20 protein-coding genes are annotated in these 25,411 nt (G+C 61.3%); 6 read left to right on the forward strand and 14 right to left on the reverse strand.

Going from position 1 to position 25,411, the window contains the following annotated elements:
* Positions 1-153: 153 nt before the first annotated feature.
* Positions 154-510 carry a hypothetical protein gene (locus I6L34_RS06545; RefSeq protein WP_005362699.1) on the reverse strand — a complete coding sequence of 119 codons (357 nt, stop codon included), beginning with the start codon at positions 508-510 and terminating at the stop codon, positions 154-156.
* Positions 511-754: 244 nt separating this feature from the next.
* Between I6L34_RS06545 and cutA the strand changes: the two genes are divergently transcribed.
* The 3 genes from cutA to I6L34_RS06560 all read left to right on the forward strand — a co-directional run bounded on the left by cutA (position 755) and on the right by I6L34_RS06560 (position 3,405).
* Positions 755-1,072 carry a divalent-cation tolerance protein CutA gene (gene cutA, locus I6L34_RS06550; protein ID WP_058058539.1) on the forward strand — a complete coding sequence of 106 codons (318 nt, stop codon included), beginning with the start codon at positions 755-757 and terminating at the stop codon, positions 1,070-1,072.
* A complete protein-coding gene (locus tag I6L34_RS06555; protein ID WP_058058538.1) occupies positions 1,069-2,859 on the forward strand; it encodes a protein-disulfide reductase DsbD in 1,791 nt (596 codons plus the stop codon). The genes cutA and I6L34_RS06555 overlap by 4 nt, the downstream gene beginning before the upstream one ends.
* Positions 2,860-2,991: 132 nt before the next feature.
* Complete coding sequence (locus I6L34_RS06560; RefSeq protein ID WP_216956213.1) at positions 2,992-3,405, forward strand: hypothetical protein; 414 nt, start codon at positions 2,992-2,994, stop codon at positions 3,403-3,405.
* Between the two features lie 54 nt (positions 3,406-3,459).
* Here I6L34_RS06560 and I6L34_RS06565 read toward each other — a convergent pair whose 3' ends face one another.
* From I6L34_RS06565 to I6L34_RS06615, 11 genes are all read right to left on the reverse strand, one after another.
* Positions 3,460-4,047, reverse strand: coding sequence for a hypothetical protein (locus I6L34_RS06565; RefSeq protein WP_058058536.1), 588 nt, complete (start codon positions 4,045-4,047; stop codon positions 3,460-3,462).
* 238 nt (positions 4,048-4,285) lie between these two features.
* Positions 4,286-5,590, reverse strand: coding sequence for an FAD-binding oxidoreductase (locus I6L34_RS06570; RefSeq protein WP_141108798.1), 1,305 nt, complete (start codon positions 5,588-5,590; stop codon positions 4,286-4,288).
* Between the two features lie 159 nt (positions 5,591-5,749).
* Entirely contained in the window at positions 5,750-6,829 is a 1,080-nt protein-coding gene (gene fbaA / locus I6L34_RS06575) for a class II fructose-bisphosphate aldolase (protein WP_005340963.1), read from the reverse strand.
* 115 nt (positions 6,830-6,944) lie between these two features.
* A complete protein-coding gene (locus I6L34_RS06580) occupies positions 6,945-8,108 on the reverse strand; it encodes a phosphoglycerate kinase (protein WP_005340965.1) in 1,164 nt (387 codons plus the stop codon).
* 61 nt (positions 8,109-8,169) lie between these two features.
* Positions 8,170-9,180, reverse strand: a complete 1,011-nt coding sequence (epd, locus tag I6L34_RS06585) for an erythrose-4-phosphate dehydrogenase (protein ID WP_005335438.1) — start codon at positions 9,178-9,180, stop codon at positions 8,170-8,172.
* Between the two features lie 60 nt (positions 9,181-9,240).
* On the reverse strand, positions 9,241-10,170 hold the full coding sequence (locus tag I6L34_RS06590; protein WP_058058534.1) for an ROK family protein: 930 nt from the start codon (positions 10,168-10,170) through the stop codon (positions 9,241-9,243).
* 112 nt (positions 10,171-10,282) lie between these two features.
* A complete protein-coding gene (gene hemE / locus I6L34_RS06595) occupies positions 10,283-11,350 on the reverse strand; it encodes a uroporphyrinogen decarboxylase (protein WP_005335440.1) in 1,068 nt (355 codons plus the stop codon).
* 180 nt (positions 11,351-11,530) lie between these two features.
* Entirely contained in the window at positions 11,531-12,310 is a 780-nt protein-coding gene (gene nudC, locus I6L34_RS06600; protein ID WP_058058533.1) for an NAD(+) diphosphatase, read from the reverse strand.
* A 246-nt stretch (positions 12,311-12,556) separates the two neighbouring features.
* Positions 12,557-15,721 (reverse strand): bifunctional proline dehydrogenase/L-glutamate gamma-semialdehyde dehydrogenase PutA, encoded by a 3,165-nt coding sequence (putA, locus tag I6L34_RS06605; RefSeq protein WP_058058532.1) that lies wholly within the window; start codon positions 15,719-15,721, stop codon positions 12,557-12,559.
* A gap of 312 nt (positions 15,722-16,033) precedes the next feature.
* Positions 16,034-16,639, reverse strand: coding sequence for a TIGR04211 family SH3 domain-containing protein (locus I6L34_RS06610; protein ID WP_005335443.1), 606 nt, complete (start codon positions 16,637-16,639; stop codon positions 16,034-16,036).
* 146 nt (positions 16,640-16,785) lie between these two features.
* Positions 16,786-17,538: a potassium channel family protein gene (locus I6L34_RS06615; protein ID WP_005354446.1), complete on the reverse strand. Its 753-nt coding sequence runs from the start codon at positions 17,536-17,538 to the stop codon at positions 16,786-16,788.
* Positions 17,539-17,639: 101 nt separating this feature from the next.
* Here I6L34_RS06615 and I6L34_RS06620 point away from each other — a divergent pair, with 101 nt between their 5' ends.
* The 3 genes from I6L34_RS06620 to glnE all read left to right on the forward strand — a co-directional run bounded on the left by I6L34_RS06620 (position 17,640) and on the right by glnE (position 22,453).
* Entirely contained in the window at positions 17,640-18,890 is a 1,251-nt protein-coding gene (locus tag I6L34_RS06620; protein WP_005335445.1) for a methyl-accepting chemotaxis protein, read from the forward strand.
* 83 nt (positions 18,891-18,973) lie between these two features.
* On the forward strand, positions 18,974-19,420 hold the full coding sequence (locus tag I6L34_RS06625; protein WP_064339507.1) for a GNAT family N-acetyltransferase: 447 nt from the start codon (positions 18,974-18,976) through the stop codon (positions 19,418-19,420).
* 159 nt (positions 19,421-19,579) lie between these two features.
* Positions 19,580-22,453: a bifunctional [glutamate--ammonia ligase]-adenylyl-L-tyrosine phosphorylase/[glutamate--ammonia-ligase] adenylyltransferase gene (gene glnE, locus I6L34_RS06630; protein WP_216956215.1), complete on the forward strand. Its 2,874-nt coding sequence runs from the start codon at positions 19,580-19,582 to the stop codon at positions 22,451-22,453.
* 88 nt (positions 22,454-22,541) lie between these two features.
* On the opposite strand, the gene I6L34_RS06635 is transcribed toward glnE, so the two are convergent.
* Both I6L34_RS06635 and I6L34_RS06640 read right to left on the reverse strand, forming a co-directional pair.
* Entirely contained in the window at positions 22,542-23,072 is a 531-nt protein-coding gene (locus I6L34_RS06635; protein WP_075115035.1) for a GNAT family N-acetyltransferase, read from the reverse strand.
* 95 nt (positions 23,073-23,167) lie between these two features.
* A complete protein-coding gene (locus I6L34_RS06640) occupies positions 23,168-25,369 on the reverse strand; it encodes a glycoside hydrolase (RefSeq protein WP_216956218.1) in 2,202 nt (733 codons plus the stop codon).
* Between the last annotated feature and the right edge of the window lie 42 nt (positions 25,370-25,411).

Here is a 25,411-nt window from a genome sequence, read left to right on the forward strand (position 1 = left end):
CAGTTGGATTGAAACCGAGAAGTGAAGGGCAACAAGGGAAGGCAACTGAAGAAACGACACGGCCCCATCATGGCAGACATGATGGGGCCGCAACAGGGATCAGCGCTGGCAGGCCGGCTGATTCAGAGGTAAGGATTCAGGCCTGCCCGTCGCTCAAGCCTGGGCTTTGAGCTCTTCGCCGCTCTCGTCGGCAGCGGCAGCCTCTTCAGGCTGGGCCTGGGCGGCCTGCAGCGCTTCCAGCTCGCTCTGATAATCGCTCAGGATCTGCTGGGCAACCGCCATATCTCCCTTGTGTTTGCGCTCGAACAGATGGTGCTGCACCACGCCGTTGAGATACTCCACTGTAATGGGCTGCTCCAGGGTGGCCATCAGCTCCTCTTTCTCCAGCTCGGCATTGATTTCATCGGCGGTCGTGCGCAGCAGCCCGGCCAATTGAACCAACATGCGGCGCTCACCTTCGCGCAGCAGGCTCAACATGCGGTTTCTCTGCTGCTCATTCTGTTGGGTCATACATTTCCTTACGTCAATTGGGAACAAGCCCGCTCATTCTGCCCTGTCCCCATGACAGCGTCTATCTCATGCCCCCCACAAATTTTTAGCGCTGGCTCACAAATGGCTACAGATGCTATTTGAAGCGGCTCTGGGGTATAGTAGCCGCTGATTTTCAGGCGCTTTTTTCACCTTCATCCGCAGAAAAGGATGACACGGCAAGGGCGCCTGCCCGGTTTACCCCAACGAGGTGAAGATCCGCTTTATGACCGACGCCATTGTGGTGCTCTGCACCTGCCCAGATCAAACCAGTGCCGACCTTCTCTGCGAGCAGCTGCTGAACCAGCGGTTGGCCGCCTGCATCAATCAACTACCGGGCGTCACCTCCGTCTATCGTTGGCAAGGCAAGGTGGAGCGCGCCACCGAGATCCAGCTCATCATCAAATCCCGCCAATCGCGCTTTGCCGAGCTGCAGGCATGTATTCAAGCCAATCACCCTTATGAGGTGCCCGAGCTGCTGGTCCTGCCGGTAAGTGCCGGACTACCCGCCTATCTCGACTGGCTCAATGGGGAGACCTCATGACGTTCAACCGCTTGCTCTCTCCCCTGCTGCTGCTCTGCGCCCTGCTGATGACAGCGGTGGGCAGCTCCCCAGCCCACGCCAGCGGCGCCGATCTGCTCAGCTCGCTGGGCATTGAAGCCAACGCCAAACCCAAATTTTTACAGGTCGATGAGGCCTTTCAGATCGAGAGCGAACAGCGTGGCGATCAGCTGCTGCTAACCCTCCACATCGCCGACGACTACTACCTCTATCGCCATAGCCTGCGCTTCAAGGGGAACAACCTCACCTTCAGCGAGCCGACCCTGCCGGAAGGCACCGAGCACGAGGATGACTTCTTCGGCAAGACCCGGGTCTACTACCAGCAGGTGAGCATCGTGGTGCCGCTAAAGGAGGTGGGGGAAAATGCCACCCTGCGGGTGCGCTATCAGGGCTGTACCGACGGCCTCTGCTATCCGCCGACCGACAAGCTGATCGATGTGGCCCCGCTGGTCACGGCAACCACAGCGTCCACTGCTGATACGGCACAAAGTGTCGCACCGGTTAGCCAGCAGGATCAGCTGGCCGCCGCCCTCGGCCATCAGGGATTCTGGCTCAGCATCGTCGCCTTCTTCGCCCTGGGATTGGGGCTCGCCTTCACCCCCTGCGTCTTCCCCATGTACCCAATCCTGACCGGCATCATCGCCGGTGCCGGCCATCACCTCTCTACCGGTCGCGCCTTCCTGCTCTCTCTGGTCTATGTGCAGGGGATGGCGGTCACCTACACCCTGCTGGGGCTGGTAGTGGCCTCGGCAGGTCTGAAATTCCAAGCGGCGCTGCAACACCCCTATGTGCTGGTCGGTCTATCGGTGATGTTCGTGCTGCTGGCCCTCTCCATGTTCGGACTCTACACCCTGCAACTGCCGAGCAGTTTGCAAACCCGGCTCTCCGGTCTCTCCAACCGCCAGCAGGGCGGATCGGTAGTCGGGGTCGCCATCATGGGGATGATCTCCGGGCTGGTCTGCTCCCCCTGCACCACGGCGCCGCTCTCGGGGGCGCTGATCTACGTAGCCCAGAGCGGCGATCTCTGGCTCGGCGGGGCGGCGCTCTATGCGCTGTCACTGGGGATGGGCCTGCCGCTGCTGCTGCTCGGCACCTCGGGTGGCAAGCTGCTGCCCAAGGCGGGCGCCTGGATGGATGTGATCAAGCAGCTGTTTGGTTTTGCCCTGCTGGCGGTGCCGATCCTGCTGCTGTCACGGCTCTGGAGCGATCAAGTTACTACCCTCGCCTGGCTCGGCTGGGGGCTGCTGCTGTGCGGCTATCTCTATCACCACAACCAGCACCAGCCCCACTCGGTGGCTAAAAGCGTGCGCGGCTTCGTGCTGTTGCTGGCGATGATCAGCGCCGTGGTGGTGGGCAAGGATCTGCTGCAACCGGCCCCCCCAGCTGCCGTCACGGCGGATGCCGGTCAAACGGCGCCGCGGTTTATCCGCGTCAAGACGCTGGATGATCTCAAGGTGCAGCTGGCCGCCGCCCGCGGTAAGCCGGTGCTGCTCGACCTCTACGCCGACTGGTGCGTCGCCTGCAAGGAGTTCGAGCACAAGACCTTCAGCGACCCGGCGGTGCGGGAGCGCTTCGGCCAGATGGTTCTGCTGCAGGCGGATGTTACCGCCAACGACGATGCCGATGTCGAGCTGCTCAACAGCCTCAATGTGCTGGGGCTGCCGACCCTCATCTTCTTCGACCGCGAGGGCAAGGAGCTGACAGGGCAGCGGGTCACCGGTTTTATGGGGCCGGCGGAGTTTCTGGGCAGGCTCGATCAGCTACGCTGACCAACGGCGCCCCTGTAGACAGACAGGGGGCAGCCTTATACGTTACGCACTGATTTTTCTGGCAATCCCTTGTATATGACCGGCAGCATGGCAGAATTTGCCCTTCGATTGTCTCACCCGTCCGGAGTTTTGATGAAAAAGTGGTTCATCCCCCTGCTAGCCCTCTGGCTTTATGGCTGCAGTGCAGGGCCCGGTGAAGAGGATATCCGGAGCCAAGTTACCGCTAAGTTGCTGGCCGAGATAGACGCCAACCTGTTCGATATCAGCGACTTCACCATCCTCGGCAAGGAGGAGCGGATGGAGGGGGTCTATCTGGTCAAGGTGAGTTACCAGCTCCACTTCAAGCAGGGACTCGATCAGTTGCAGGTGTTACACGACGAGGACCTGGTCTACGACCGGGTTGGCCCCTTCCAGCAGGAGATGGGGCTGATGGAGCTCGAGCGCAAATATGGTGAGTTCGAGGCGGGCCAGGTGCTGCCACAAGAGGCCGAGGTGTGGATGATGAAGGACGAACAGGGCTGGCGGCTGGCGGAACCGGCCCAATAAAGCGCTTTCCGCCCCTTATGCTCTGCAACGACTCTCCTGCCGTTGCCAACCAGCTCAAACCTGGGTATCGACCCGATACCCTTTTCGCTCGGCAGGTTCGTTCGGCAGCTTGCTGGCCAACCCTGACAGCACCTCCTTGAGGGTGACCCCTCTCTCTGCCGCACCGCTGCTCTCCAGCAGCTTGGTCAGCTGGCTCTGCAAGGGATTGACCGCTTCACGCTCGGCTCCTTGCTCGCTCTCTTTTTCCTGTCCGCCCTGTTGCTCCAGCGTCTCCAGCAGGCGCTCCAGATCCCGCTTGAGCGGGTTTTCGCTGCTGTCGGCGATGGCGAGTTTGCGCTGTTCCTGCTCTTGCCGCTGTTGTTGCTGCAATGCCAACTGTTGCTCCTGCTGCTGTTGCAGGGAGCCCATCATGGTGTTGATAAACGCTTCCAGCGAATCCCTGATTGAAACAGTGCCACCGCCGCTGCTCTCCCCTTGCGGTGACAGCCCCAGCTCATCCAGCACAGCGCCAAGGTCGCGCACCAGGCTGTCACTGCCCGTTGATGGTGAAGTTGCAACCCTCTCCTGTGCCTGCACAGCGGGAGAACCCTGCCGTTGCGACAGCGGGCTGAGCCCGCCTGACGCGACCACGTTTATCTCCATCTTGGCCCTCCTCTCCCCGCCCTCTGGCCCTTTTTCGGCAAATATTCCGGCAATCTGACAAACTCTTGCTCCTTGGCAGATAACCGCTCTCACACCTAAAAGATAGCGCCAATCGGACGAGATTGGCGCGAATGCATCTTTTGGTCTATCGGGCGGAACGATAGTGCTCACCCGCTATAAACAAGGGCTGGCAAGGAGGCTGGCGTTCAGCCAGCACTGCGCAGGCTGACAATCGGAGTCAGAAGATATCCTTCATCCGGTGCCACAGCATACCCAGTGCCAACAGCGGGGAGCGCAGCGCCGGGCCGCCGGGGAAGGTGATATGGGGCACACTGGCAAAGAGATCGAAACCCCGGCTCTCGCCGCGGATCGCCTCGGCCACCAGCTTGCCTGCCATGTGGGTGGCATTGAGGCCGTGACCCGAATAGGCCTGGGCGTAGAGCACGTTGGGGTGTTCCTTCAAGCGGCCAATCTGCGGCAGCCGGTTGGCGCCGATCCCGATCATGCCGCCCCACTGAAACTCGATGGCTGTGCCAGCCAGCTCGGGGAAGACTCGCAGCAGCTTGGGCAACATAAAGGCCTTGATATCGCGGGGATCCCGGCCGGAGTAGTTGCAGGCACCGCCAAACAGCAGGCGGCCGTCGGCGGAGAGGCGGTAATAGTCGAGCGCCACATTCTGATCGCACACCGCCATGTTTTGCGGCAGCAAGCGCTGGCGCAAGCGGCGATCCAGCACTTCGGTGGCAAGGATGTAGGAGCCGGCCGGCAGCACCCGCCCGCCCAGCTCCGGATTGAGGTCGTTGAGGTAGGCGTTGCAGCCGATCACCAGATAGTCGGCAGTGACCCGGCCGTGGGCGGTGGTCACCTCTACCTGCTTGCCGTACTCGATATGGGTCACCCGGGAATGTTCAAACAGGGAAACCCCGAGGCTGGCAGCGGCACGCGCCTCGCCGAGCGCCAGATTGAGGGGATGGAGATGGCCGGAGCCCATGTCGATGAGGCCGCCGATATAGCGATCCGATCCCACCACGCTATGGATATCTTCCCGCGGCACCAGTTTGAGTTCGTGCTCATAGCCCAGACTCGCCAGATGGTCGAGCTCCTCTTCGAAGCCGGCCAGATGACGCTGACGGGTGGCCAGATCGCAGTAACCCCAGGTGAGGTCGCAGTCGATATTGAAACGCTCAACCCGCTCGCGCACCAGCTGCACCGCCTCCAGCCCCATCAGGTCGAGTTCGCGCACCCCTTCCTCACCAATCCAGCGGGCGAACTGGCTGGTATCGTGACCGATACCGCGAATAAGCTGGCCGCCGTTGCGCCCCGACGCCCCCCAGCCGATACGGTTGGCCTCCAGCAAGGCGACCTTGTAACCGGCATCAGCCAGATTGATGGCGGTATTGAGACCGGTAAAGCCGCCGCCGATGATGCAGACGTCAGCCTTGTGCTCCCCCTCCAGCTCGGGCCACTGTTGCGAGTCGTTGCGGGTGGCCGCGTAGTAGGAGGCGACGTGCTCCTGATATCCGTTGTGCTTTCCTGCCTGCATACTCAGCATCCTGCCTTGGTTGCAAATTGTTTAATAAAATAAGCAAAGTTGTTTCGATAATACCCAGTTCCCCCTCCACTCACCAACCGGTGCGGATCACAGAAATGCAAAAGGCGCCCCGAAGGGCGCCTTCTCATGCAATCAAGGTGCGGTAACGAATTACAGTACGTCGATGGCGTTCAGGTCGGAGAATGCTTTCTCCAGACGAGCGATCATGGAAGTCTGACCTTCACGCAGCCATACGCGCGGATCGTAGTACTTCTTGTTCGGCTTGTCGGCGCCTTCCGGGTTACCCAGCTGGCCTTGCAGGTAAGCTTCGTTCTTCTTGTAGAAGTTCAGCAGACCTTCCCAGGTTGCCCACTGGGTGTCGGTGTCGATGTTCATCTTCACTACGCCGTAGGAGATGGACTCGCGGATCTCTTCCAGAGTGGAACCTGAACCACCGTGGAATACGAAGTCCAGAGACTTGGCTGGAACGCCAAACTTCTCGGAAACGTACTTCTGGGAAGCGTCCAGGATTGACGGGGTCAGCTTGACGTTACCCGGCTTGTATACACCGTGTACGTTACCGAAGGAGGCAGCGATGGTGAAACGCGGGCTGATCTTGGACAGACGCTCGTAAGCGTAAGCAACATCTTCCGGCTGGGTGTACAGAGCGGACTGATCCATGTGGCTGTTGTCGACGCCGTCTTCTTCGCCACCGGTGCAACCCAGTTCCAGCTCCAGAGTCATGTTCATCTTGGCCATGCGGGTCAGGTACTCGCAGCAGATGTCGATGTTCTCTTCCAGAGACTCTTCGGACAGATCCAGCATGTGGGAGGAGAACAGCGGCTTGCCGGTTTCAGCAAAGTGCTTCTCGCCCGCTTCCAGCAGACCGTCGATCCACGGCAGCAGCTTCTTGGCAGCGTGGTCGGTGTGCAGGATTACCGGCACGCCGTAAGCTTCGGCAACAGCGTGAACGTGCTTGGCACCAGAGATGGCACCCAGGATGGCAGCTTTCTGACCTTCCAGCTTCAGACCCTTACCGGCGGTGAACACGGCACCACCGTTGGAGAACTGAACGATAACCGGCGCTTTAACCTTGGCGGCAGCTTCCAGTACGGCGTTAACGGAGTCGGTACCAACGCAGTTTACGGCCGGCAGAGCAAAGCCGTTCTCTTTAGCGATGGCGAACACTTTCTGAACGTCATCACCAGTGATCACGCCGGGTTTTACGAAGTCGAAAATTTTCTTAGACATGTTTAATCGTCCTGTCTCGTATGCCGTTAATAAAAAATGGGGGGTTCATCATGAACCGGCACAGCGGGCACATGATAAACGAAACGGGAGGCTTTTGCCCCCCGTTCCGGGTCAATTAGGCTTTGGCGCGCTGTTCCAGAATCGCAACAGCCGGCAGTACCTTGCCTTCTACGAACTCCAGGAAGGCGCCGCCGCCAGTGGAGATGTAGGAGACTTTGTCAGCGATGCCGAACTTGTCGATAGCAGCCAGGGTGTCACCACCGCCAGCGATGGAGAAGGCCGGAGAAGCAGCGATGGCTTCAGCGATAACCTTGGTGCCTTCAGCGAACTGGTCGAACTCGAACACGCCAACCGGACCGTTCCACAGGATGGTCTTGGCGTTCATGATGATGTCAGCCAGGGCCTTGGCAGAATCCGGGCCGATGTCGAAGATCATGTCGCCGTCGGTCACATCGTTAACAGACTTGATGGTGGCCGGAGTGGACTCGGAGAACTCGGCACCTACAACCACGTCGGTGGTCACAGGAATGTTGGTCTCGGCAGCCAGTTTCTTGGCGGTGTCGATCAGGTCGTGCTCGCACAGGGACTTGCCGACGTTGTGACCGGCAGCAGCGATGAAGGTGTTGGCGATGCCACCACCGACAACCAGCTGGTCAGCGATCTTGGAGAGGGATTCCAGAACGGTCAGCTTGGTGGAGACCTTGGAGCCGCCAACGATGGCAACCATCGGGCGCTCGGGCTTCAGCATGGCTTTGCCCAGGGCTTCCAGTTCACCCGCCAGCAGCGGACCAGCACAAGCGACCGGAGCGAACTGAGCCACACCGTAGGTGGAACCTTCGGCGCGGTGAGCAGTACCGAACGCATCCATTACAAAGACGTCACACAGGGCGGCGTATTTTTTGGCCAGCTCTTCGGTGTTCTTCTTCTCGCCTTTGTTGAAGCGGCAGTTTTCCAGCACAACCAGCTCACCGGCAGCGACTTCTACGCCATCCAGGTAATCCTTGGCCAGGCGAACCGGGCAGGACAGAGCGTCTTTCAGATAGTTGACAACCGGAGCCAGGGAGAATTCTTCGTTGTATTCACCCTCGGTCGGACGACCCAGGTGGGAGGTGATCATCAGCTTGGCGCCCTTTTCCAGAGCCAGCTTGATGGTCGGCAGAGTCGCAACGATACGTGCATCGGAGGTGACCTTGCCGTCTTTTACCGGTACGTTCAGGTCAGCACGGATCAGAACGCGTTTACCCGCCAGATCCAGGTCAGTCATCTTGATAACAGACATATTCAGTCCTCTATATTTTCCAGGTAATGTTAAAAACAGTAACCTTTCGCCCGGGGCAGGCTCAGCCTGCGGCCATCATGGCCCGGGTGGTATCCAGCATCCGGTTTGCGAAGCCCCATTCGTTATCGCACCACATCAACATCTTGACGAGGTTGGCATCGCTCACCCGGGTCTGGGTACCATCAATGATGCAGGAGTGTGCATCATGATTGAAGTCTACGGAGACCAGCGGTTCTTCCGTGTAATCCAGAATACCGTGTAATGTACCTCTGGATGCCCGTTGCAGGGCTTGATTTACGTCAGTAACTGTCACTTTTTTACGAACAGTAATACTGAGATCCATCGCTGTTACATTGATGGTCGGCACCCGCACCGCGATCGCCTCGAACTTGCCAGCGAAGTGGGGCAGGATACGCTCCAGCCCCTTTGCCAGCTTGGTATCCACCGGAATGATGGACTGACTGGCAGCGCGGGTTCGGCGCAAGTCACTGTGGTAGGCATCGATGACTTGCTGATCATGCATGGCCGAATGAATTGTCGTAATAGTACCACAATTTATCTCGAATTCTCGATGCAATGTTTCAATCACCGGTACCACGCAGTTGGTGGTACAGGAGGCGTTGGAGACGATCCGCTCCGCTCCGGTGAGGGTATGATGGTTGACCCCGTAGACCACGGTGGCATCCACATCCGCATCCGCCGGGTGGGAGAAGAGCACCTTGCCCGCCCCCGCCGCCAGATGCAGCTCGGCATCGGCCCGCGAGCCGAATACCCCGGTGCAATCGAGCACCACATCGACTCCCAGCGCCCGCCACGGCAGCTTTGACGGATCCCGCTCGGCAAACAGGGAGATGAGATCCTCCCCCACCAGCATGCTGTTACCCGCCAGTTGCACCGGATGGTGGAAGCGACCGTGACTGGTATCGTAACGGGTCAGGTGCACCATGGCCTCGGGGGCCGCCAGCTCGTTGATGGCGACGATCTTGATGGTCTTGTCGCGCCCGCTTTCATAGAGGGCTCGCAACACGTTGCGACCGATCCGCCCGTAACCATTGATGGCAATCTTGATCATCGAGAATCCGTTTCCTTGAACCAGCAACAGGACGGCACACCGGCCGCCCGGGAGCCCTAGCTACGACAGCAGGGCCTCCTTGAATTCACCGCGGGCCAGCAGGGCCGCCCCGAACACCCCGGCACTGTCGCCAAGGGCTGGAGCAATAATGGGGGCACTGAAACGGGGATTAAAGAGGAAGGGCAAAATTGTCTGCCGTCCGGCGCTGTAAAGGCTCTGCACATTGCCCACCCCACCGCCAATGACGATCACATCCGGGTCGAGAATGTTGACCACGTTGGCCAGCGCCTGACCAAACAGCAGATGCAGCCGGTCGATGGTGAGCTTGGCGATGTGATCGTGGGCGGTAGCAGCCGCGATTTGGGCGAGCGAGAGGCGGCGCTTGGCCTTCGCCTCGTACCAAGCCTCCAGCGCCGGACCGCTGATCAGGGTCTCGACGCAGCCGCGCTTGCCGCAGTAGCACTCGGGACCATCGGGGGAGAGCACATTGTGGCCCCACTCGCCGGCGATGCCGTGGTGGCCGTTGAGGATCTGGCCGTTGATGACGATGCCGGAGCCGACCCCGGTGCCCATGATGATGCCGAACACCACTTTCGCATCGGGATGGTGCTGGCGCACCGCGCCCAGATGGGTTTCTGCCAGCGCGAAGCAGTTGGCGTCGTTGGCGATCAGCACCGGCACGCCCAGCTTGCGCTCCAGATCCTCCTTGAACGGCTTGCCGTTGAGCTCGGTGGTGTTGCAGTTCTTCATCAGGCCGGTCTGCGGATCCCGCGCCCCCGGCGTGCCCATGCCGATGACGGTCGGGCGCTGGCCAATCTTCTCGGCGCACTGCGCTACCAGCTTGGCGATCTGGCCAATCATATGGTCATAACCGCCCGCCCGCTCGGTGGGGATGCGGTGGCGCAGCAACACCTCGTCGCCATCCAACACCACGCATTCACACTTGGTACCACCAAGATCGATACCCCAATCCAGTGACTTGCTGCTCATCTTGCCTCCTGCACGGCCGCCACGCGCTCGTCGTCGCAGCGCCATTTTTTAATGTAAAACGGGGCCTGACGGCCCCGGATATCAAACAAACTCTTCTTCTCTCGCCCCGGCCTTAGCGACCGTGGTACTGGGCAGAGAGCTCGTGTACCGCGTTGACGAACACGCCGGCATGTTCCGGGTTCACATCCTGATGGATGCCGTGGCCGAGGTTGAAGACGTGCCCATTACCGTGACCGAAACCGGCAAGAATGGAGGCGACCTCTTCACGGATGCGAGCCGGAGTGGCGTAGAGCATGGAGGGATCCATGTTGCCCTGCAGCGCCACCTTGTCGCCGACCCGACGCTTGGCGTCGGCGATGTCGGTGGTCCAGTCCAGACCCAGCGCATCGCAACCGGTGGCGGCAATCTGCTCCAGCCACTGACCGCCGTTCTTGGTGAACAGGGTGACCGGCACACGGCGACCGTCGTGCTCGCGGATCAGGCCATCGACAATCTTGTGCATGTACTGCAGGGAGAAGTCGCGGTAATCGCGCGGGGTGAGCACGCCGCCCCAGGTGTCGAACACCATGACCGCCTGCGCACCCGCCTTGATCTGGGCGTTGAGGTAAGCAATCACGCTGTCGGCCAGCTTGTCGAGCAGCAGGTGCAGGGTTTGCGGCTCTGCGTACATCATCTGCTTGATCTTGGTGAACGCCTTGGAGCTGCCCCCCTCCACCATGTAGGTGGCCAGGGTCCAGGGGCTGCCGGAGAAGCCGATGAGCGGCACTTCACCCTTCAGCTCGCGGCGGATAGTGCGCACCGCATTCATCACATAGCCCAGCTCATCTTCCGGATCCGGAATGGGCAGCGCCTGCACGTCGGCCATGGAGGTGATCGGGCGCTCGAAGCGCGGGCCTTCACCCTGCTCGAAGTAGAGACCCAGCCCCATGGCATCAGGCACGGTGAGGATGTCGGAGAAGAGGATGGCGGCATCGAGCGGGTAGCGGCGCAGCGGCTGCAGGGTGACTTCACAGGCCAGCTCGGCATTGCGGCACAGGGACATGAAATCCCCCGCCTGGGCGCGAGTCGCCTTGTATTCCGGCAGATAGCGGCCAGCCTGGCGCATCATCCATACCGGGGTCATGTCCACATCCTGACGCAGCAAAGCGCGCAGGTATCGATCGTTCTTCAGCTCTTTCATCCCAGTTCCCGAGTTCGTATCACGCATAAAATGGCGGCCATAATACCACTTTGCCCACCGGAGCGGACTGCCCAAAACGTGGCAAATGGGCGCGCGGTTGCAAAGATGTGAAGGGGCGCAAACCAGAGCGCCCCGTTTTTAAAATGAAGTGCAAAAAGGTTGGCGAAAAGATAAGCGCCGTTACCCCTCGCCAGCCAGTGACAACTCGATCAGCCGCCGGGCAATGGTGCCGTGGGGCGGCAAACGCGGCAGCCGGTCGGCGGCAAAGAAAGCAGCAGCGACCAGTTCGTCATCCTGCACCTTGATCTCGCCGCTCTCGTAGTCGGCGGTAAAGCCCATCATCAGGCTGTGGGGGAAGGGCCAGGGCTGGCTCGCCACATAGCGCACATTGCGCACCTGGATGCCGCTCTCCTCGAACACCTCCCGCGCCACGCACTGCTCAAGGTTCTCCCCCGCCTCCACAAAGCCGGCCAGCACGGTATACATGGGATCGTCCGCCTGATAGTGACGGCGATGGGCCGCCAAGAGGATCTCCGGTCCCTTGCGCACCGCCACGATAATACAGGGGGAGATACGCGGATAGGCCGTGTGGCCGAGGTGGCACACCTGCGCCCACTCCCCCGCCTTCGGGGTCATGGGGGCGCCGCACTCGCCGCAGAAACTGTGGGTGCGGCGGAAGGTAACGAGCTGCCAGGCGCGGCCGGCGAGACGAAAGCCCTCCTCGTCCCCCGCCACCATCAACTGGCGCAGGGGGGCCATCATAGTCGTGTCGGCCTCAGCCCCCAGATCGAGCAAATAGCAGGGCAACCCCTGCCACTCATCAAAACGCTCGAAAGGGGCGTCAGCCAGCGCTGCGGGCAGGCACGCTTTACTACCCTGTGGCACCTGACCCTGCTGATCGAGCAGTACCAGATGATCGCCCCCCAGCACGAACCAGCGGGCTTGTTCGGTTAATGACATCAGATGAACACTCTCACTTAAGTCCAATTACACAAAGTCCAGTTAAACAGAACCCTGACCACGGCTGGCCGAGCAAGGGGCAAACGCCGCGCGAATGGCTCCCATCTTACGACCAGCACGGGTCGCTGACGACCCCGCCGTGGCAGATTGTCCCATTCGTAAAAAACGGATGGCGCAAATAAAGGGGCCGCCCGAAGGCGGCCCGTTGTTATCCGGCATCCCGTATCCGGCCTCTATCGACGCGGATCAGGCATCGCCCATCGCCAGCAGAGAGGCGTTGCCGCCCACCGCCGTGGTGTTGATGGTACGGGTCTTCTCGGTAACAAACCGCCCGAGATAGTGGGGGCCACCCGCCTTGGGGCCGGTGCCGGAGAGCCCCTGGCCGCCGAACGGCTGCACCCCGACCATGGCGCCGATCTGGTTGCGGTTGATGTAGACGTTGCCCACATTGATGCGGCTCGCCAGCTCTTCGGCGTGGGATTCGTTGCGGCTGTGGATCCCCAGCGTCAGACCGTAGCCGGTGCCGTTGATGTCGCTGATCACCTTGTCCAGATCCCGGGTGGCGTAGCGCACCACGTGCAGGATGGGGCCGAACTGCTCCTTGACCAGCTCGCGGATGGAGCCGATCTCCAGCGCGGTCGGCTGAACGAAGTGTCCCTCCATGGTCGCGGCGGGCATCGGCGCCTGGGCAATCAGGCGAGCTCGCGGGATCATCCGGGTCAAATGGGCATCCAGCCCCGCCTTGGCATCGGCATCGATCACCGGGCCGACGTCGGTGTTGTGCTCGGCCGGGTTGCCCACTTTCAGCTCCTGCATGGCGCCGGTGAGGATCTCCAGCACCCGCTCGGCGATCTCCTCCTGCAGGTAGAGCACCCGCAGGGCCGAGCAGCGCTGACCGGCGCTCTGGAAGGCGGCGCTCACCACGTCCCGCACCACCTGCTCCGGCAGCGCGGTGGAGTCGACGATCATGGCGTTCTGGCCGCCGGTCTCGGCGATGAGCGGCAGAATGGCACCATCGCGCTGGGCCAGGGTCATGTTGATCAGCTTGGCGGTCTCGGTGGAGCCTGTGAAGCAGACGCCGCCGATGCGGGCATCCGCCGTCAGCTTGGCACCGACGGTGGCGCCGTCACCCGGCAGCAGTTGCAGCACGTCACCGGGAATGCCGGCCTGATGGGCCAGGGTCACCGCCAGATGGGCGATAAGGCCGGTCTGCTCCGCCGGTTTGGCGATAACGGTGTTGCCGGTGGCCAGCGCCGCGGCGACCTGGCCCAGGAAAATCGCCAGCGGGAAGTTCCACGGGCTGATGCAGACGAACACGCCACGCCCCTGCAGGAACAGCTCGTTCTGCTCGCCGGTGTAACCGGGCAGCAGGGTCGCCTGCCCCATCAGGCCACGAGCCTGCACCGCGTAGTAGCGACAGAAGTCCACCGCCTCGCGCACCTCGTCGATGCCATCCTGCAGCAACTTGCCCGCCTCGCGGGTACAGAGGGAGACGAACTGCTCGCGGTTCGCTTCCAGCAGATCTGCCAGCTTCTCCAGCGCGGCGGCCCGCTCGCTCACCGGGGTTTCACGCCAGCGCGGGAAGGCGGCGTGGGCGGATGCCAAGGCCTGCTCCACCGCCTGCTCGTCGGCCCAGTGGATCTTGCCGACGGTGAGGCTCACATCCTGCGGGCTCAGCACGGTGCGCGCCTCACTGCGCTTGAGGGTCTCGCCATCGACGATGGGGCCTGCCAGCCACTGCTTGCTCTCCAGCTCTTTCAAGCGGGCGAAGAAGGGGCGCTGGATGGAGAGGATGTTCATGTTGACGCCGCTGGAGTTCTTGCGGTCGGTGAAGAGGTTCACCGGCTGCGGAATGCGGTCGTTGGCAAAGCCGGAGTAGCGCTTGAGGGTGCGCAGCGGATGCTCGGCCAGCGAGTCCACCGGGGTATTGGGATCCACCAGCTTGTGAACGAAGGAGGTGTTGGCCCCATTCTCCAGCAGGCGGCGCACCAGATAGGGCAGCAAATCCTTGTGGGCGCCGACCGGCGCATAGATGCGGCAGTGCAGGCCGGGATTGTCGTTCAGCACGGCGTTGTGCAGCTCCTCCCCCATGCCGTGCAGGCGCTGGAATTCAAACTGGCGATCGCCAGCCATCTCCAGAATGCTGACCACGGTATTGGCATTGTGGGTGGCGAACTGGGGAGCGATAAAGCCGCGGGTCGGCTCGCTCAGCAGGTAGCGGGCGCAGGCGAGGTAGGATATATCGGTGCCCGCCTTGCGGGTAAAGAGCGGGTAGCCGGGCAGGCCCGCCTGCTGGGCATATTTCAGTTCGCTGTCCCAGTAGGCGCCTTTTACCAAGCGAACCGGAATGAGGTCACCCTGCTCGCGGGCCAGCGCGGTGAGCCAGCAGAGCACCGGCAGGGCGCGTTTGGAGTAGGCCTGCACCACCATGCCGAGCTTGCCCCAGCCACGGTTGGCGTCGGAGCGGTAGAGCTGCTCAAACAGATCCAGCGACAGCTCGAGTCTGTCCATCTCCTCGGCATCGATGCTGATGGCCACATCCTTGTCGCGGGCGAGACGCACCAGCCCCACCAGCCGCTCGCACATTTCGCCGAGCACCCGCTCGCGGTTGGCCACGTCATAGCGCGGATGGAGCGCCGAGAGTTTGATGGAGATGGAGGGGGCCGGGCCGCCGTCGCTGATCCGCTCGTTGCCCACCGCCTCGATGGCGTTGCGGTAATCGGTCAGATACTTGTCGGCATCCTGCATGGTCAGCGCCGATTCACCCAGCATGTCGTAGGTGTGGGTGTAGCCCAGCTCGCGGGATTTGCGGCTCGCCTTGAGCGCCTCTTTCATGTCGCGCCCCAGCACGAACTGCTTGCCCATGATCTTCATGGCGGCATACATGGCGGAGCGCACCACCGGCTCCCCCAGCTTGTTGACCATGCGCCCCAGCAGGTTGGCCGGGTTGCCGTCGAGCTTCTTGTCGAGCTTGATGATCTTGCCGGTCAGCATCAGCCCCCAGGTGGAGGCGTTGACCAGAGTAGAGTCGCTCTTGCGGAAATGGGAGGACCAGTTGGCGCCGGAGAGCTTGTCCTTGATCAGGGCGTCGGCGGTCTCGGCATCGGGAATGCGCAGCAGCGCCTCGGCCAGACACATCAGGATGATCCCCTCCTGGGTATCCAGGCTGTACTCCTGCAGGAAGGCGTCGATACCATCACCGGAGCCGCTCTCCTTGCGCACCTTGGTCACCAGAGTACGGGCACGCTGGGTCACCTGCTCCAGCGAGGCGCCATCCCCCGGCAGCATGGCCGACAGTTCGGCCAGATAGGCATTTTCATCCACCACGTAGTTCTGGGTGATGGCTTCGCGCAGGGCGGCCAGATCGGAGGGGATATAGTCAGCGGCAAGCACTTGAGTAGCTTTGAACATATGGGGTCTTCCTGTACGCCCTAGGGCTGATATCGACAAAGGCGGACGCGCCGCCGAAACGCCGATAATGTATACAATATTGCACCCTATATGAAATGAATTTGTTGCCACTCTTTAACAAAGATCGCCCATTCCCCCATGAACTCCCTTTTTAAGCCAATACGCCAGCAAGCGTGAGGGTCATCTGACTTCATTTTGTATACGATCTGCCGCCGCTCTATCGCAAAGCAGCCACGCATTCCGCCCAATGCGCCCCAAAAAAGAAGGGCCGCCACGGCGACCCTTCTCAGCAATTCATCCAGCCAGATGCTGTCAGTTCATCCAGCGATCGCCACGGCTGCGACGACGGGGCAGCATCGGCAGCAGGATGCCAAGCAGGATACCGGCACCCACCATGGCACCACCACGGATAAACCAGTCCATTTGCATGTCGTGCTCCTGGTTGTCGTAGCTCTGGGTCAGGGCATCATTCTGCTCTTTGAGATTGCTCATCTCCTCACCCTGACTGACCAGCTGGGCCTTGAGAGCGGCGATCTCCTTGCTCTGGGCAGCGATCTGGCCATCCTTCTCGGTGAAGCGTTTCTCGTTGTCACCGTTGAGGTTCTGCAAGCGATCTTTAAGCTCATCGCGCTCTTTTTCCACCTGGGGCAGACGCTCGCGCAGGCTGATCTGGCTCTGCAGTTCGCTGTTCTTGATCCACCCCTCGCGGCCACGACCGTCCACCACCTGGGTGAAACCGGCCTCGCTGTTCACCGCCTTTACCTCCAGCGGTTCACCAGCCTTGACGCTGCCAAGGATCCGGTACTGGGTACCCGGGCCATTGTGGATATAGGTAAAGATGTTGTCTGAAACATAACGGGTATCGGCCAGTGCCTGTTGGGCACACAAGCAGATCAAAATCCCGAGAAGGGCGCGCATGGTCGATCGGTTCTCTTTTTCAGGTTTGGACAAGAGGTTGAATGTTAAGCCGCCAGCAGGTTAAAGGACAAGCAAAGAAAAAGCACCTCCCCCGGGATAATACGCGCAGAGTTGCGAGTCACCTCGCAACTTGCCCGTCTGCGGCCTCACTTGTTTTTCAGCTCCTGCACCTCGCTGCGCAGGGCGCGGATCTCCCGCAGCAGCTCCTCTTGCTGGTTGTTGTAGTGATGACGCCACTTGTCGGTCTCGCCATCCCCCTTGTTGGGCTGCAAAAACAGGCTGGCCATAAAACCGCTGATGGCACCGAACAGACCGACCCCGAACAGGATCAGCAGGCTGGCGACAAACCGCCCCTCCTCTGTCTTGGGCACCAGATCGCCGTAACCGACTGTCGAGAGGGTCACCAGCGTCCACCAGAACGCGTCATAGGGTGTCTCAATCTGGCTGCCGGGCTGGCCTGACTCAATCCAGTACATGACGCCGGAACCCACCCCCAGCAGCAGGAAGAACAGAAACAGGATGCCGGAGAGAGTGGTCTCGTTGCGCTCGCGACGGAACATGGCCCAGAGATCCGGGTGCTCCTTGAACAGCTGATAGACCCGCCACAGCTGGATCAACCGCGCCCAGCGCAGTTGCTCCGCCATCGGCAGGCTACCCGGCAGATAGATCCAGTTGGCCTTGAAATAGGCCTTGCGATCGGAGGCCCGGATCCAGCCATAAGCAAAGTGCGCGAGGAAGAAGTAGCAGATCAGACTGTCGAGGTCATAGAAGAGCTGCAGAGTCTGTGGTGTCAGGCTCTCATGGCCCCACCAGCGGGCCGTCACCAGCACAACCGAGATAATCGACAGAAATGCCATCAGCAGATCCATCGCCCGCAGATGAGTTAAGTGATGTCGCATACATTTTCCAACTTTAAGCACAGTGCAAATTAATAAAAGAGAAGATAATGCCGATAGTCCTGAGGGCAAAGGAAAAAACGGCTTTTAAAAGGAGAATGACAATGCAGCTGAACCTGCTGGAGAAAAGAATGAGCAACATCCGGTTGGTACCCAAAGTGGTGCTGCTGATGGTGTTCAGTACCCTCCTGCTACTGACAAAACTCTGGTTTGACGCCAACAATCTGGAAGCGACCCTGCTCAGCGAAGGGCTCGATCCCGCCAAGGCGGATGCGATCTCCAATCGCCTGCTCTGGACCGGTCTGATGGAGACCGCCATCATGGGGCTGCTGTTCGTGATCCTGCTGCTCACCGGCTCCCGCCTGATGGTCAAGCAGGTGCACTATCTGGTGGGCCTGCTGGAGCGCTTCGCCAAGCGGGACCTCAGCCACAAGGTACTGCTCAAGTCTCGTGACGAATTCGGTGACATCGCCAAGGCGGTCTCCCACTCGCAGGAGAATCTCAAAGAGGTATTTGGCAACCAGCGCGCCGCCTGCAAGGAGCTCAACGACATCGCCTCCCAGGTGACCCTTTGCATGGAAGAGGCCAACGAAGCGATCAACGAAGAGTTCACCCAGATCGAACAGCTGGCCAGCGCCATGAGCCAGATGGTCGGCGCCATTCGCGAAGTGGCCGCCCATGCGGATCAGGCCTCTCACGCCACCGCCGAAACCAGCCAGCTGGCGGAAGAGGGGAGCCGCTGCGTCGCCGACACCGTCAGCACCATAGACACCCTCTCCGGCAACATCCAGCGCTCCGCCACCGTGGTCAACGAGGTGGAGCAGGGGGTCGAGCGCATTGGCTCTGTGGTCGACACCATTCGCGGCATCTCGGAACAGACCAACCTGCTGGCACTTAACGCGGCCATCGAAGCGGCTCGCGCCGGTGAAGCGGGTCGTGGCTTTGCCGTGGTGGCCTCCGAAGTGCGCGAGCTGGCCAACCGGGCTCAGGCCGCCACCGTCGAAATCCAGAAGATGATCGAACAGCTGCAGGGCAATGCCCATCAGGCTGGCGAGCTGATGGCCCAAAGCGTACAGCAGGCTGACAAGGGGGTGGAACAGGTGACCCAGGCCGGTACCCAGCTCGCCACCATAGTGCAGCGGGTACAGGGTGTCGCCGACATGAACCGCCACATCGCCGCCGCCTCCGAGCAACAAAGCTCGGTCGCCGAAGAGATGCGCGGCAATCTGGAGCAGGTCAAGCAGATCGCCGAAGGCTCTGTGGTAGTTCTACGCGAGCTGCAAGAGGCCTCCGAGCTGGTCGAGCAGCACAGCAAGGAGCTCGACAGCCAGATCCAGTCCTTCAAACTCGTCTGACTGATTTCATGCCCCAATCCGGTTAGACTGGAAGGCCCCTTGAGGGGGCCTTTCTCATTTCCAGCGCACGGCAAGGAGCCAATATGCAGCAGAATGCAACGCACCCACCACTCGAGCTCAGTGACGACAAGGGGCGGCTCGATGTGCCGCTGATCCACCGTTTTCTCTCCGAAGAGGCTTACTGGTGCCGTGGTATTCCCCACAGCACTGTGGTGCGGGCCATCAACCACTCCCTCTGCGTTGGCGGCTATGTCGATGGTCAGCAGGTTGCCTTCGCCCGGGTCATCACCGACAAGGCCACCTTTGGCTATCTGGCCGATGTCTTCGTGCTGCCTGAGTACCGCGGCCGGGGTTACAGCAAGGCACTGGTGGCAACCATTGTCGACCATCCCGAGTTGCAGGGATTACGGCGTCTCGCTCTCGCCACCTCTGATGCTCACGGCCTCTATGCCGGTTTTGGCTTTGCGCCCCCAGCAAGTCCAGACAGCCTGATGGAGATCTACAACCCTGCCATCTACCAGCGCACCTGATTGACTGGCGGCCAATAATTCCCACCGGATCATGCTTCTCGCCCCTGCGCTGTGACGCGGGGGCCTGACAGTGCTAGATTGGCAACCACCATTTTGAACCGGCAGCGTTGTTAACCCCGTGTCGTTAACCCGCTGTCGTGAACCACAAGGACGGCAACCGTGGCCCAGCATTCTCCCTCTTCCTCTGCCCTCTCCCCCTTGCTGCAAGAACAGGCCGAGCGCCAATGGCAACGGCTGATCGAACTGGCCCCCGACTATGGCAACCAGCCAGAGCCCGTTCGCCAGACCCTGCAGGCCCTACTGGGCCTCTCCGATTTTGTCGCCGACTCCCTTTTCAAGCAACCCGAGCTGCTGACCCAGATCCTCGCCTCCGGGGATCTCGAGCAAGCCGAACGCTGGCCCGCCTACCAGCGCGATCTGACCGCCCTGCTCGCCGAGGTAAGCGATGAAGAGGCGCTCAAGCGTATCCTGCGCCAGTTTCGCCGCAGCCGCATGCTGGTGATCGCCTGGCGCGAGCTACTGGGCCATGCGGCGGTGGAAGAGAGCTTTATCCATCTCACCAAACTGGCGGATGCCCTCATCTGCTCCGCTCGCGACTGGCTCTACGCCAAACAGTGCAGCGAACTGGGCACCCCGATGGATGGCCATGGCAACCCGCAGCCACTACTCATTCTCGGCATGGGCAAGCTCGGGGGCGGCGAGCTTAACTTCTCCTCGGATATCGACCTTATCTTCACCTTCCCCGAGAACGGCTACACGGTTGGCGGGCGACGCGAGCTCGCCAACCAGCAGTTCTTTATCAAGCTGGGCCAGCGCATCATCAACGCCCTCCACCAGCCCACCCAGGATGGCCAGGTGTTTCGGGTCGATATGCGCTTACGCCCCTTTGGCGATGCGGGGCCACTGGCCATCTCCTTCGCCGCCATGGAGGATTACTACCAGCACCACGGCCGCAACTGGGAGCGCTACGCCATGGTCAAGGCGCGGGTACTGGGGCCCCAGTGCGAGCACGCGGTGGAGCTGGCCGAGATGCTTCGCCCCTTTGTGTTTCGCCGCTATATCGACTTTGGCGTTATCGACGGCCTGCGCCAGATGAAGGCGATGATCGCTGCCGAGGTGCGCCGCAAGGGGCTGGAGGGCAATATCAAGCTGGGGGCCGGCGGCATTCGCGAAGTGGAGTTTATCGCCCAGGCGCTGCAGCTTATTCGTGGCGGTCGTGAACCGGCACTGCGGGTGCGCCACCTGCCCGAAGCGCTGGCCGCCATCGCCCAATGTGGCGCCCTCGAATCCGCCCATTGCGACCGCTTGCTGGCGGCTTATCGCTTCCTGCGCCGGGTCGAGAACATCTTGCAGGAGATCGGCGATCAGCAGACCCAGACCCTGCCCACCGAAGAGCGGGATCGCCAGCGGCTGATCGCCGCCCTCGGTTTTGCCGACTGGAGCACCTTTATGGCTCATCTCGATGAGGAGATGGCCGCCGTCCATCAGGAGTTCGCCGCCGTGGTGGGGGAAGAGAAAGAGGCACCCGCCCATCTGGAGCAGCTCTGGCTCGATCTCTGGCGCACCGAGCTCGACGCCGCCGAGCTGGAAAAATTGCTGACTGCTCAAGGGGTCGTCGAGCCCGCCCCGCTCTGCGCTGCGCTGCTGCGTTTCAAGGAGGAGTACAAACGCCGCCAGGTGGGGCCGCAGGGGCGCATCGCGCTGGACTGGCTGATGCCTGAGCTGCTGCGACTGGTGGTCGCCAGCGAGCAACCCGCCCGCCTGTTCGAGCGGGTGTGCGAGCTGCTGACCCGCATCTTCACCCGCAGCGCCTATCTGCAACTGCTGGCGGAAAACCCGGGCGCCCTGCGCCAGCTGGTGCGGCTGTGCGACGCCAGCCATCTGGTGAGCGAACAGCTGGCCCGCTACCCCATTTTGCTGGACGAGCTGCTCGATCCCCAGCACCTCTATCACCCCACCCCGCTCGATCAGTACAAGCCCCAGCTGCGTCAGTTCCTGCTGCGCATCCCCGAGGAAGATGTGGAGCAGCAGATGGAGGCGCTGCGCCAGTTCAAACAGGTGCAGTTGCTGCGCATCGTGGCGGCCGACATCGCCGGCGCCCTGCCGCTGATGAAGGTGAGCGACCACCTCACCTGGCTCGCGGAGGCGATCACCGAGGAGGTGGTCAATCAGGCCTGGGCCCAGATGAGCGAGCGTTACGGGGTGCCGCCCGAGGTGGCAACCAGCGGCCAGCGCGGCTTTGCGGTGGTAGCCTATGGCAAGCTGGGCGGCATCGAGCTGGGTTACGGCTCGGATCTCGATCTGGTGTTTCTGCACGGCGGCGACCCCAACAGCTACACAGATGGCCGCAAGCCCATCGACAGCCGCCAGTTCTACCTGCGCCTGGCCCAGCGGATCCTGCACCTGTTCAGTACCCGTACCCCCTCCGGCATCCTCTACGAAATAGACATGCGGCTGCGTCCCTCCGGCGACTCCGGCCTGCTGGTCTCGTCGCTGTCGGCCTACGAGCAATACCAGCAAAACGAGGCATGGACCTGGGAACATCAGGCGCTGGTGCGGGCTCGCCCCATCTATGGCGATGACGCCATCGTTGCCGAATTTGCCCGTATCCGCCGCGATGTGCTGGCCAAGGAGCGGGATCTGCCGACTCTGGCCCGCGAGGTGCGCGAGATGCGCCACAAGATGCGGGATCACCTGCTGAAAGCGGGGGCTGGCGAGTTCGACCTCAAGCAGTCCCCCGGCGGCATGGTGGATATCGAGTTTATCGCCCAGTATCTGGTGCTGGCCCACGCCTGCGGCGAACCCGATGCCCTCACCCGCTGGTCTGATAACGTACGCATCTTCGATGAGTGCGTGATGGCGGGGGTGCTGACCCTGGAGCAGGCGGAGGGGCTGAAGCAGGCCTATCTGGAGATCCGCAACCTCGGTCATCGCCTCAACCTCTCGGAGATCTCCCGCAAGGTAAGCGACGATCAGCTGCAAAACGAGCGCAGCCATGTGCTCGCCGTCTGGCACAAGCTGCTGGGGGAGTAATTCCCGCCAGCGGCAATGAAAAAGGGCCCGCCTGAATTGCTTCAGTCGGGCCCCTCTCTTATCGGCAAATCAGCATCCTTACGGTTGCTCAGCCGTGCTCCATCACCGTCTCCACCAGCATCTGGTTGAAACGCTGATAGGCCTCTTCCTCAAGAAGCCCCGGATAGCTCAACACCCGCAGGGCATGACCTTGATAGTCAGAATGATAGGGTGGGTGGAGATGGGCATAGTCGTTGAGACAAAAGCCCAGCCCCTGATAGAAACGCAGACGGCGAATGGCAATCTCATCATCTGGCGGATCGATCTCGAGAATGACGGTTTTGCCTGCCCGCTCGCAAAATTCGGCCAGCAGGCGGCTGCCATAGTTGCGGCCGCGCAGCGCAGGATTGATGGCCAGATGTTCGATATAGATCTGCTCGCCACACGCCCACCAGAAGATGAAACCGAGCAGCAGGCCGTCCTGATAAAAGATTTGGCAGTGATAGCGAGGATCCCGCATCTTCTGGGGCTGATGCTGTGACTGGCGCTGCTCGTAGCGGGGAAAACTCTCGCCATAGATCTGCCAGACCAGCGGCCACGCCGGATGGTTTACCTCTCTAATCACTTCACTCTCAATCATCAGAACTACCTCTAATCCATTTTGCAGAACGTTCATCTATACATGAAAAGTTCTGCCACAGCATCCTCTGATGAAATAAAAGCCAGAACGCCAGATTAGCGGGTGCCATCCGGTTGCGAGACAAACTGCTGCTGGCTGCCATCGGGCAACAGCGCCAGCACGCTTTGAGCGGCCAGTTTTATCCCTGCCAGCTCGGTGGCCGGGCCGAAGTTGGCAATCAGTCGAGTGCCATCGGCAAACTCGCTCTGCTGCACCACTCCTCGTTTGTCGAGCCAGCGAAAACCGGTGAGGGGCTGGTTGTAGAGCCGTTCATGCAGCGGGCGGAAGAAGGCATCGAGCCCCTTGAGGTAGGGAATGCGCGCGCTGGCGCTATCCAGACTGAGGTTGAGCAGCGGCGGCACGTTGTAGAGCTGCTGCAACAGTTCGGTCACCTGACGGCTCTCCCTGAATTTGAGGCTGTCCATCGTCCAGTGGTGGGTGGTCACTATGCTGTCGTGAAAGACGCTCTGGAACAGCGGCAGCCGCAGCGCCGAATCGAAGTAGAGCCCCTGATACTCAGGTTTTAGGTGGCTCTGGCGAAAGAAGAACGCGGGCTGAAACTCGGGATACCAGGCCCCCAGATAGTAGGGAGAGCGCTTGTTGCGGCGCATATCGGGATCCTGCCAGCCAAAGCCGCTGGTCTGGGGGCCGTGGGCAAAGGCCGCGGTGCGGTTGGCTACCGCCCCGCCCTCCTCGGATCCCACCAGCACCCCCTGACTCTTGGCAATCCACGTCATCCCGGCCATCCGGTTTTGCGCATCCTGCGCCTGAGTGGTCGGCTTGGCCGGATCGAAGTCGTCAAACACCATGCCGGTCGCCGCCACATCGAGGAACCAGCTGTTGTAATGGCTCGCCTGCTGCAATTTGGGCACTCGCTGCTCCATCACCGGGCGCACGCAGGCCTGATTGGTGTAGACGCCGCTGTTTTGAAAGCCGCTCTTGCGCCGCCCGTTCTCCTGCATGATGCCGCAGCGCAGGTAAATATCCTGCCCCATCTGGGCGGTGAGCCAGCTCTGCTGCCGATTCCCCTCCGGCAGCGCGGTATCGTAGGAGTCATAGGGAGCGATGAGATAGCCCGCCTGTTTGGCAAGCGCTATCCCCTCTGGCGCAGCAAAACCGGCGGTCCACTGAGGCAGGCCCAGCCAGAGTTTTGGTAGTCCAGCCTGCTTGAGAGCCGCGATCATCTTGGTCGAGCTGCCATCACCCCAACTCTGCGGCTCGTTAAGCGCAGCCCCCAGTTGCCTGGCCGCCAGTGCGCTCCGGGCTTTGAAATCGGCCGGTTGCTGACCCGGATGGCGCAGCGCAAGTGCCTGTTCCACGCCGGTCAGCACCCGGTTTTGCAGATAGCGGTTGCGCTCAAGATCGGGCGCTTGCAGCGCCGTTTTGCTCTCCCCCTTGAGCCAGTCGGTGGGCATCAGGCGGCGCAGCGCGGGCCAGCTCTTCACATCCTGTGGCACCAGCAGTCGCTCGCCCCAGAGGTAGAGGTGAGAGGCGCCGATCAGCCGCTTGCCATCCTGCACCGCCGCAAGCTTGCTCTCGAGCGAGACCAGCTCGCCCCGCGCCTGCAACCAGCTGCGATAGGCCTTTGCCGCCGCCAGCCAGTCGTTGCCCGGCTGCAGCGTCACCACCACCTCATAGGGGTCGGCCAGATTGAGGCGATTGACGCTATGGGTCGCCGTCAGGGCAATACCATCTTTCCTGGGCGTAAAAGTGAGCCGGTTGTTGAAGGGGTTGGCAAAGAGGATCGCCAGCTGCTGATCGCCGTGATCCAGCCCGACCAGCGGCAGGGTGAGATTTTCGGTGGTATTGATCCCCTGATACTCCTGCGCCAGCGCCTTGCGCCACTCGGGATGATCAACCGGGATGCGAAAACCCTCGTGGATCGGCAGTATCAGCGCCTGCGCCCCTGCCGGCACCCGCGGCCATACCAGCTCACCAGCACTCGCACGACTCAAGCTGAGGATCAGACGGTTGCCTTCAAGGCGGGCCGAGGCTCGCACCTCGCCATCGGCACGGGTCAGCCAGCTGGCACGCTCCCCCTCCTGCTGCAAGGTGGTGACCGGCTGACGCAGGCCGGGAGAGGAGATGACAAGATGCCTGCCAGATGGCAGCACAGCCTCGGCCGCCAGGGTGGCGGGATCCAGCTCGATACGCCACTGATCGTTGGCCAGAGTCAGCGCCTCGGCAGGCAGGGAGAGCAGCGGCATCAACAGCAGCAGCGGGCGGATCCGACTCGTTAGCACGGGAAGAAAAGTCATGGTCGGTGATTCCTGATAACACACGGGAATCGCCATTTCAGC

This window comes from Aeromonas sp. FDAARGOS 1404, from assembly GCF_019047085.1.
Classification (GTDB): domain Bacteria; phylum Pseudomonadota; class Gammaproteobacteria; order Enterobacterales; family Aeromonadaceae; genus Aeromonas; species Aeromonas veronii.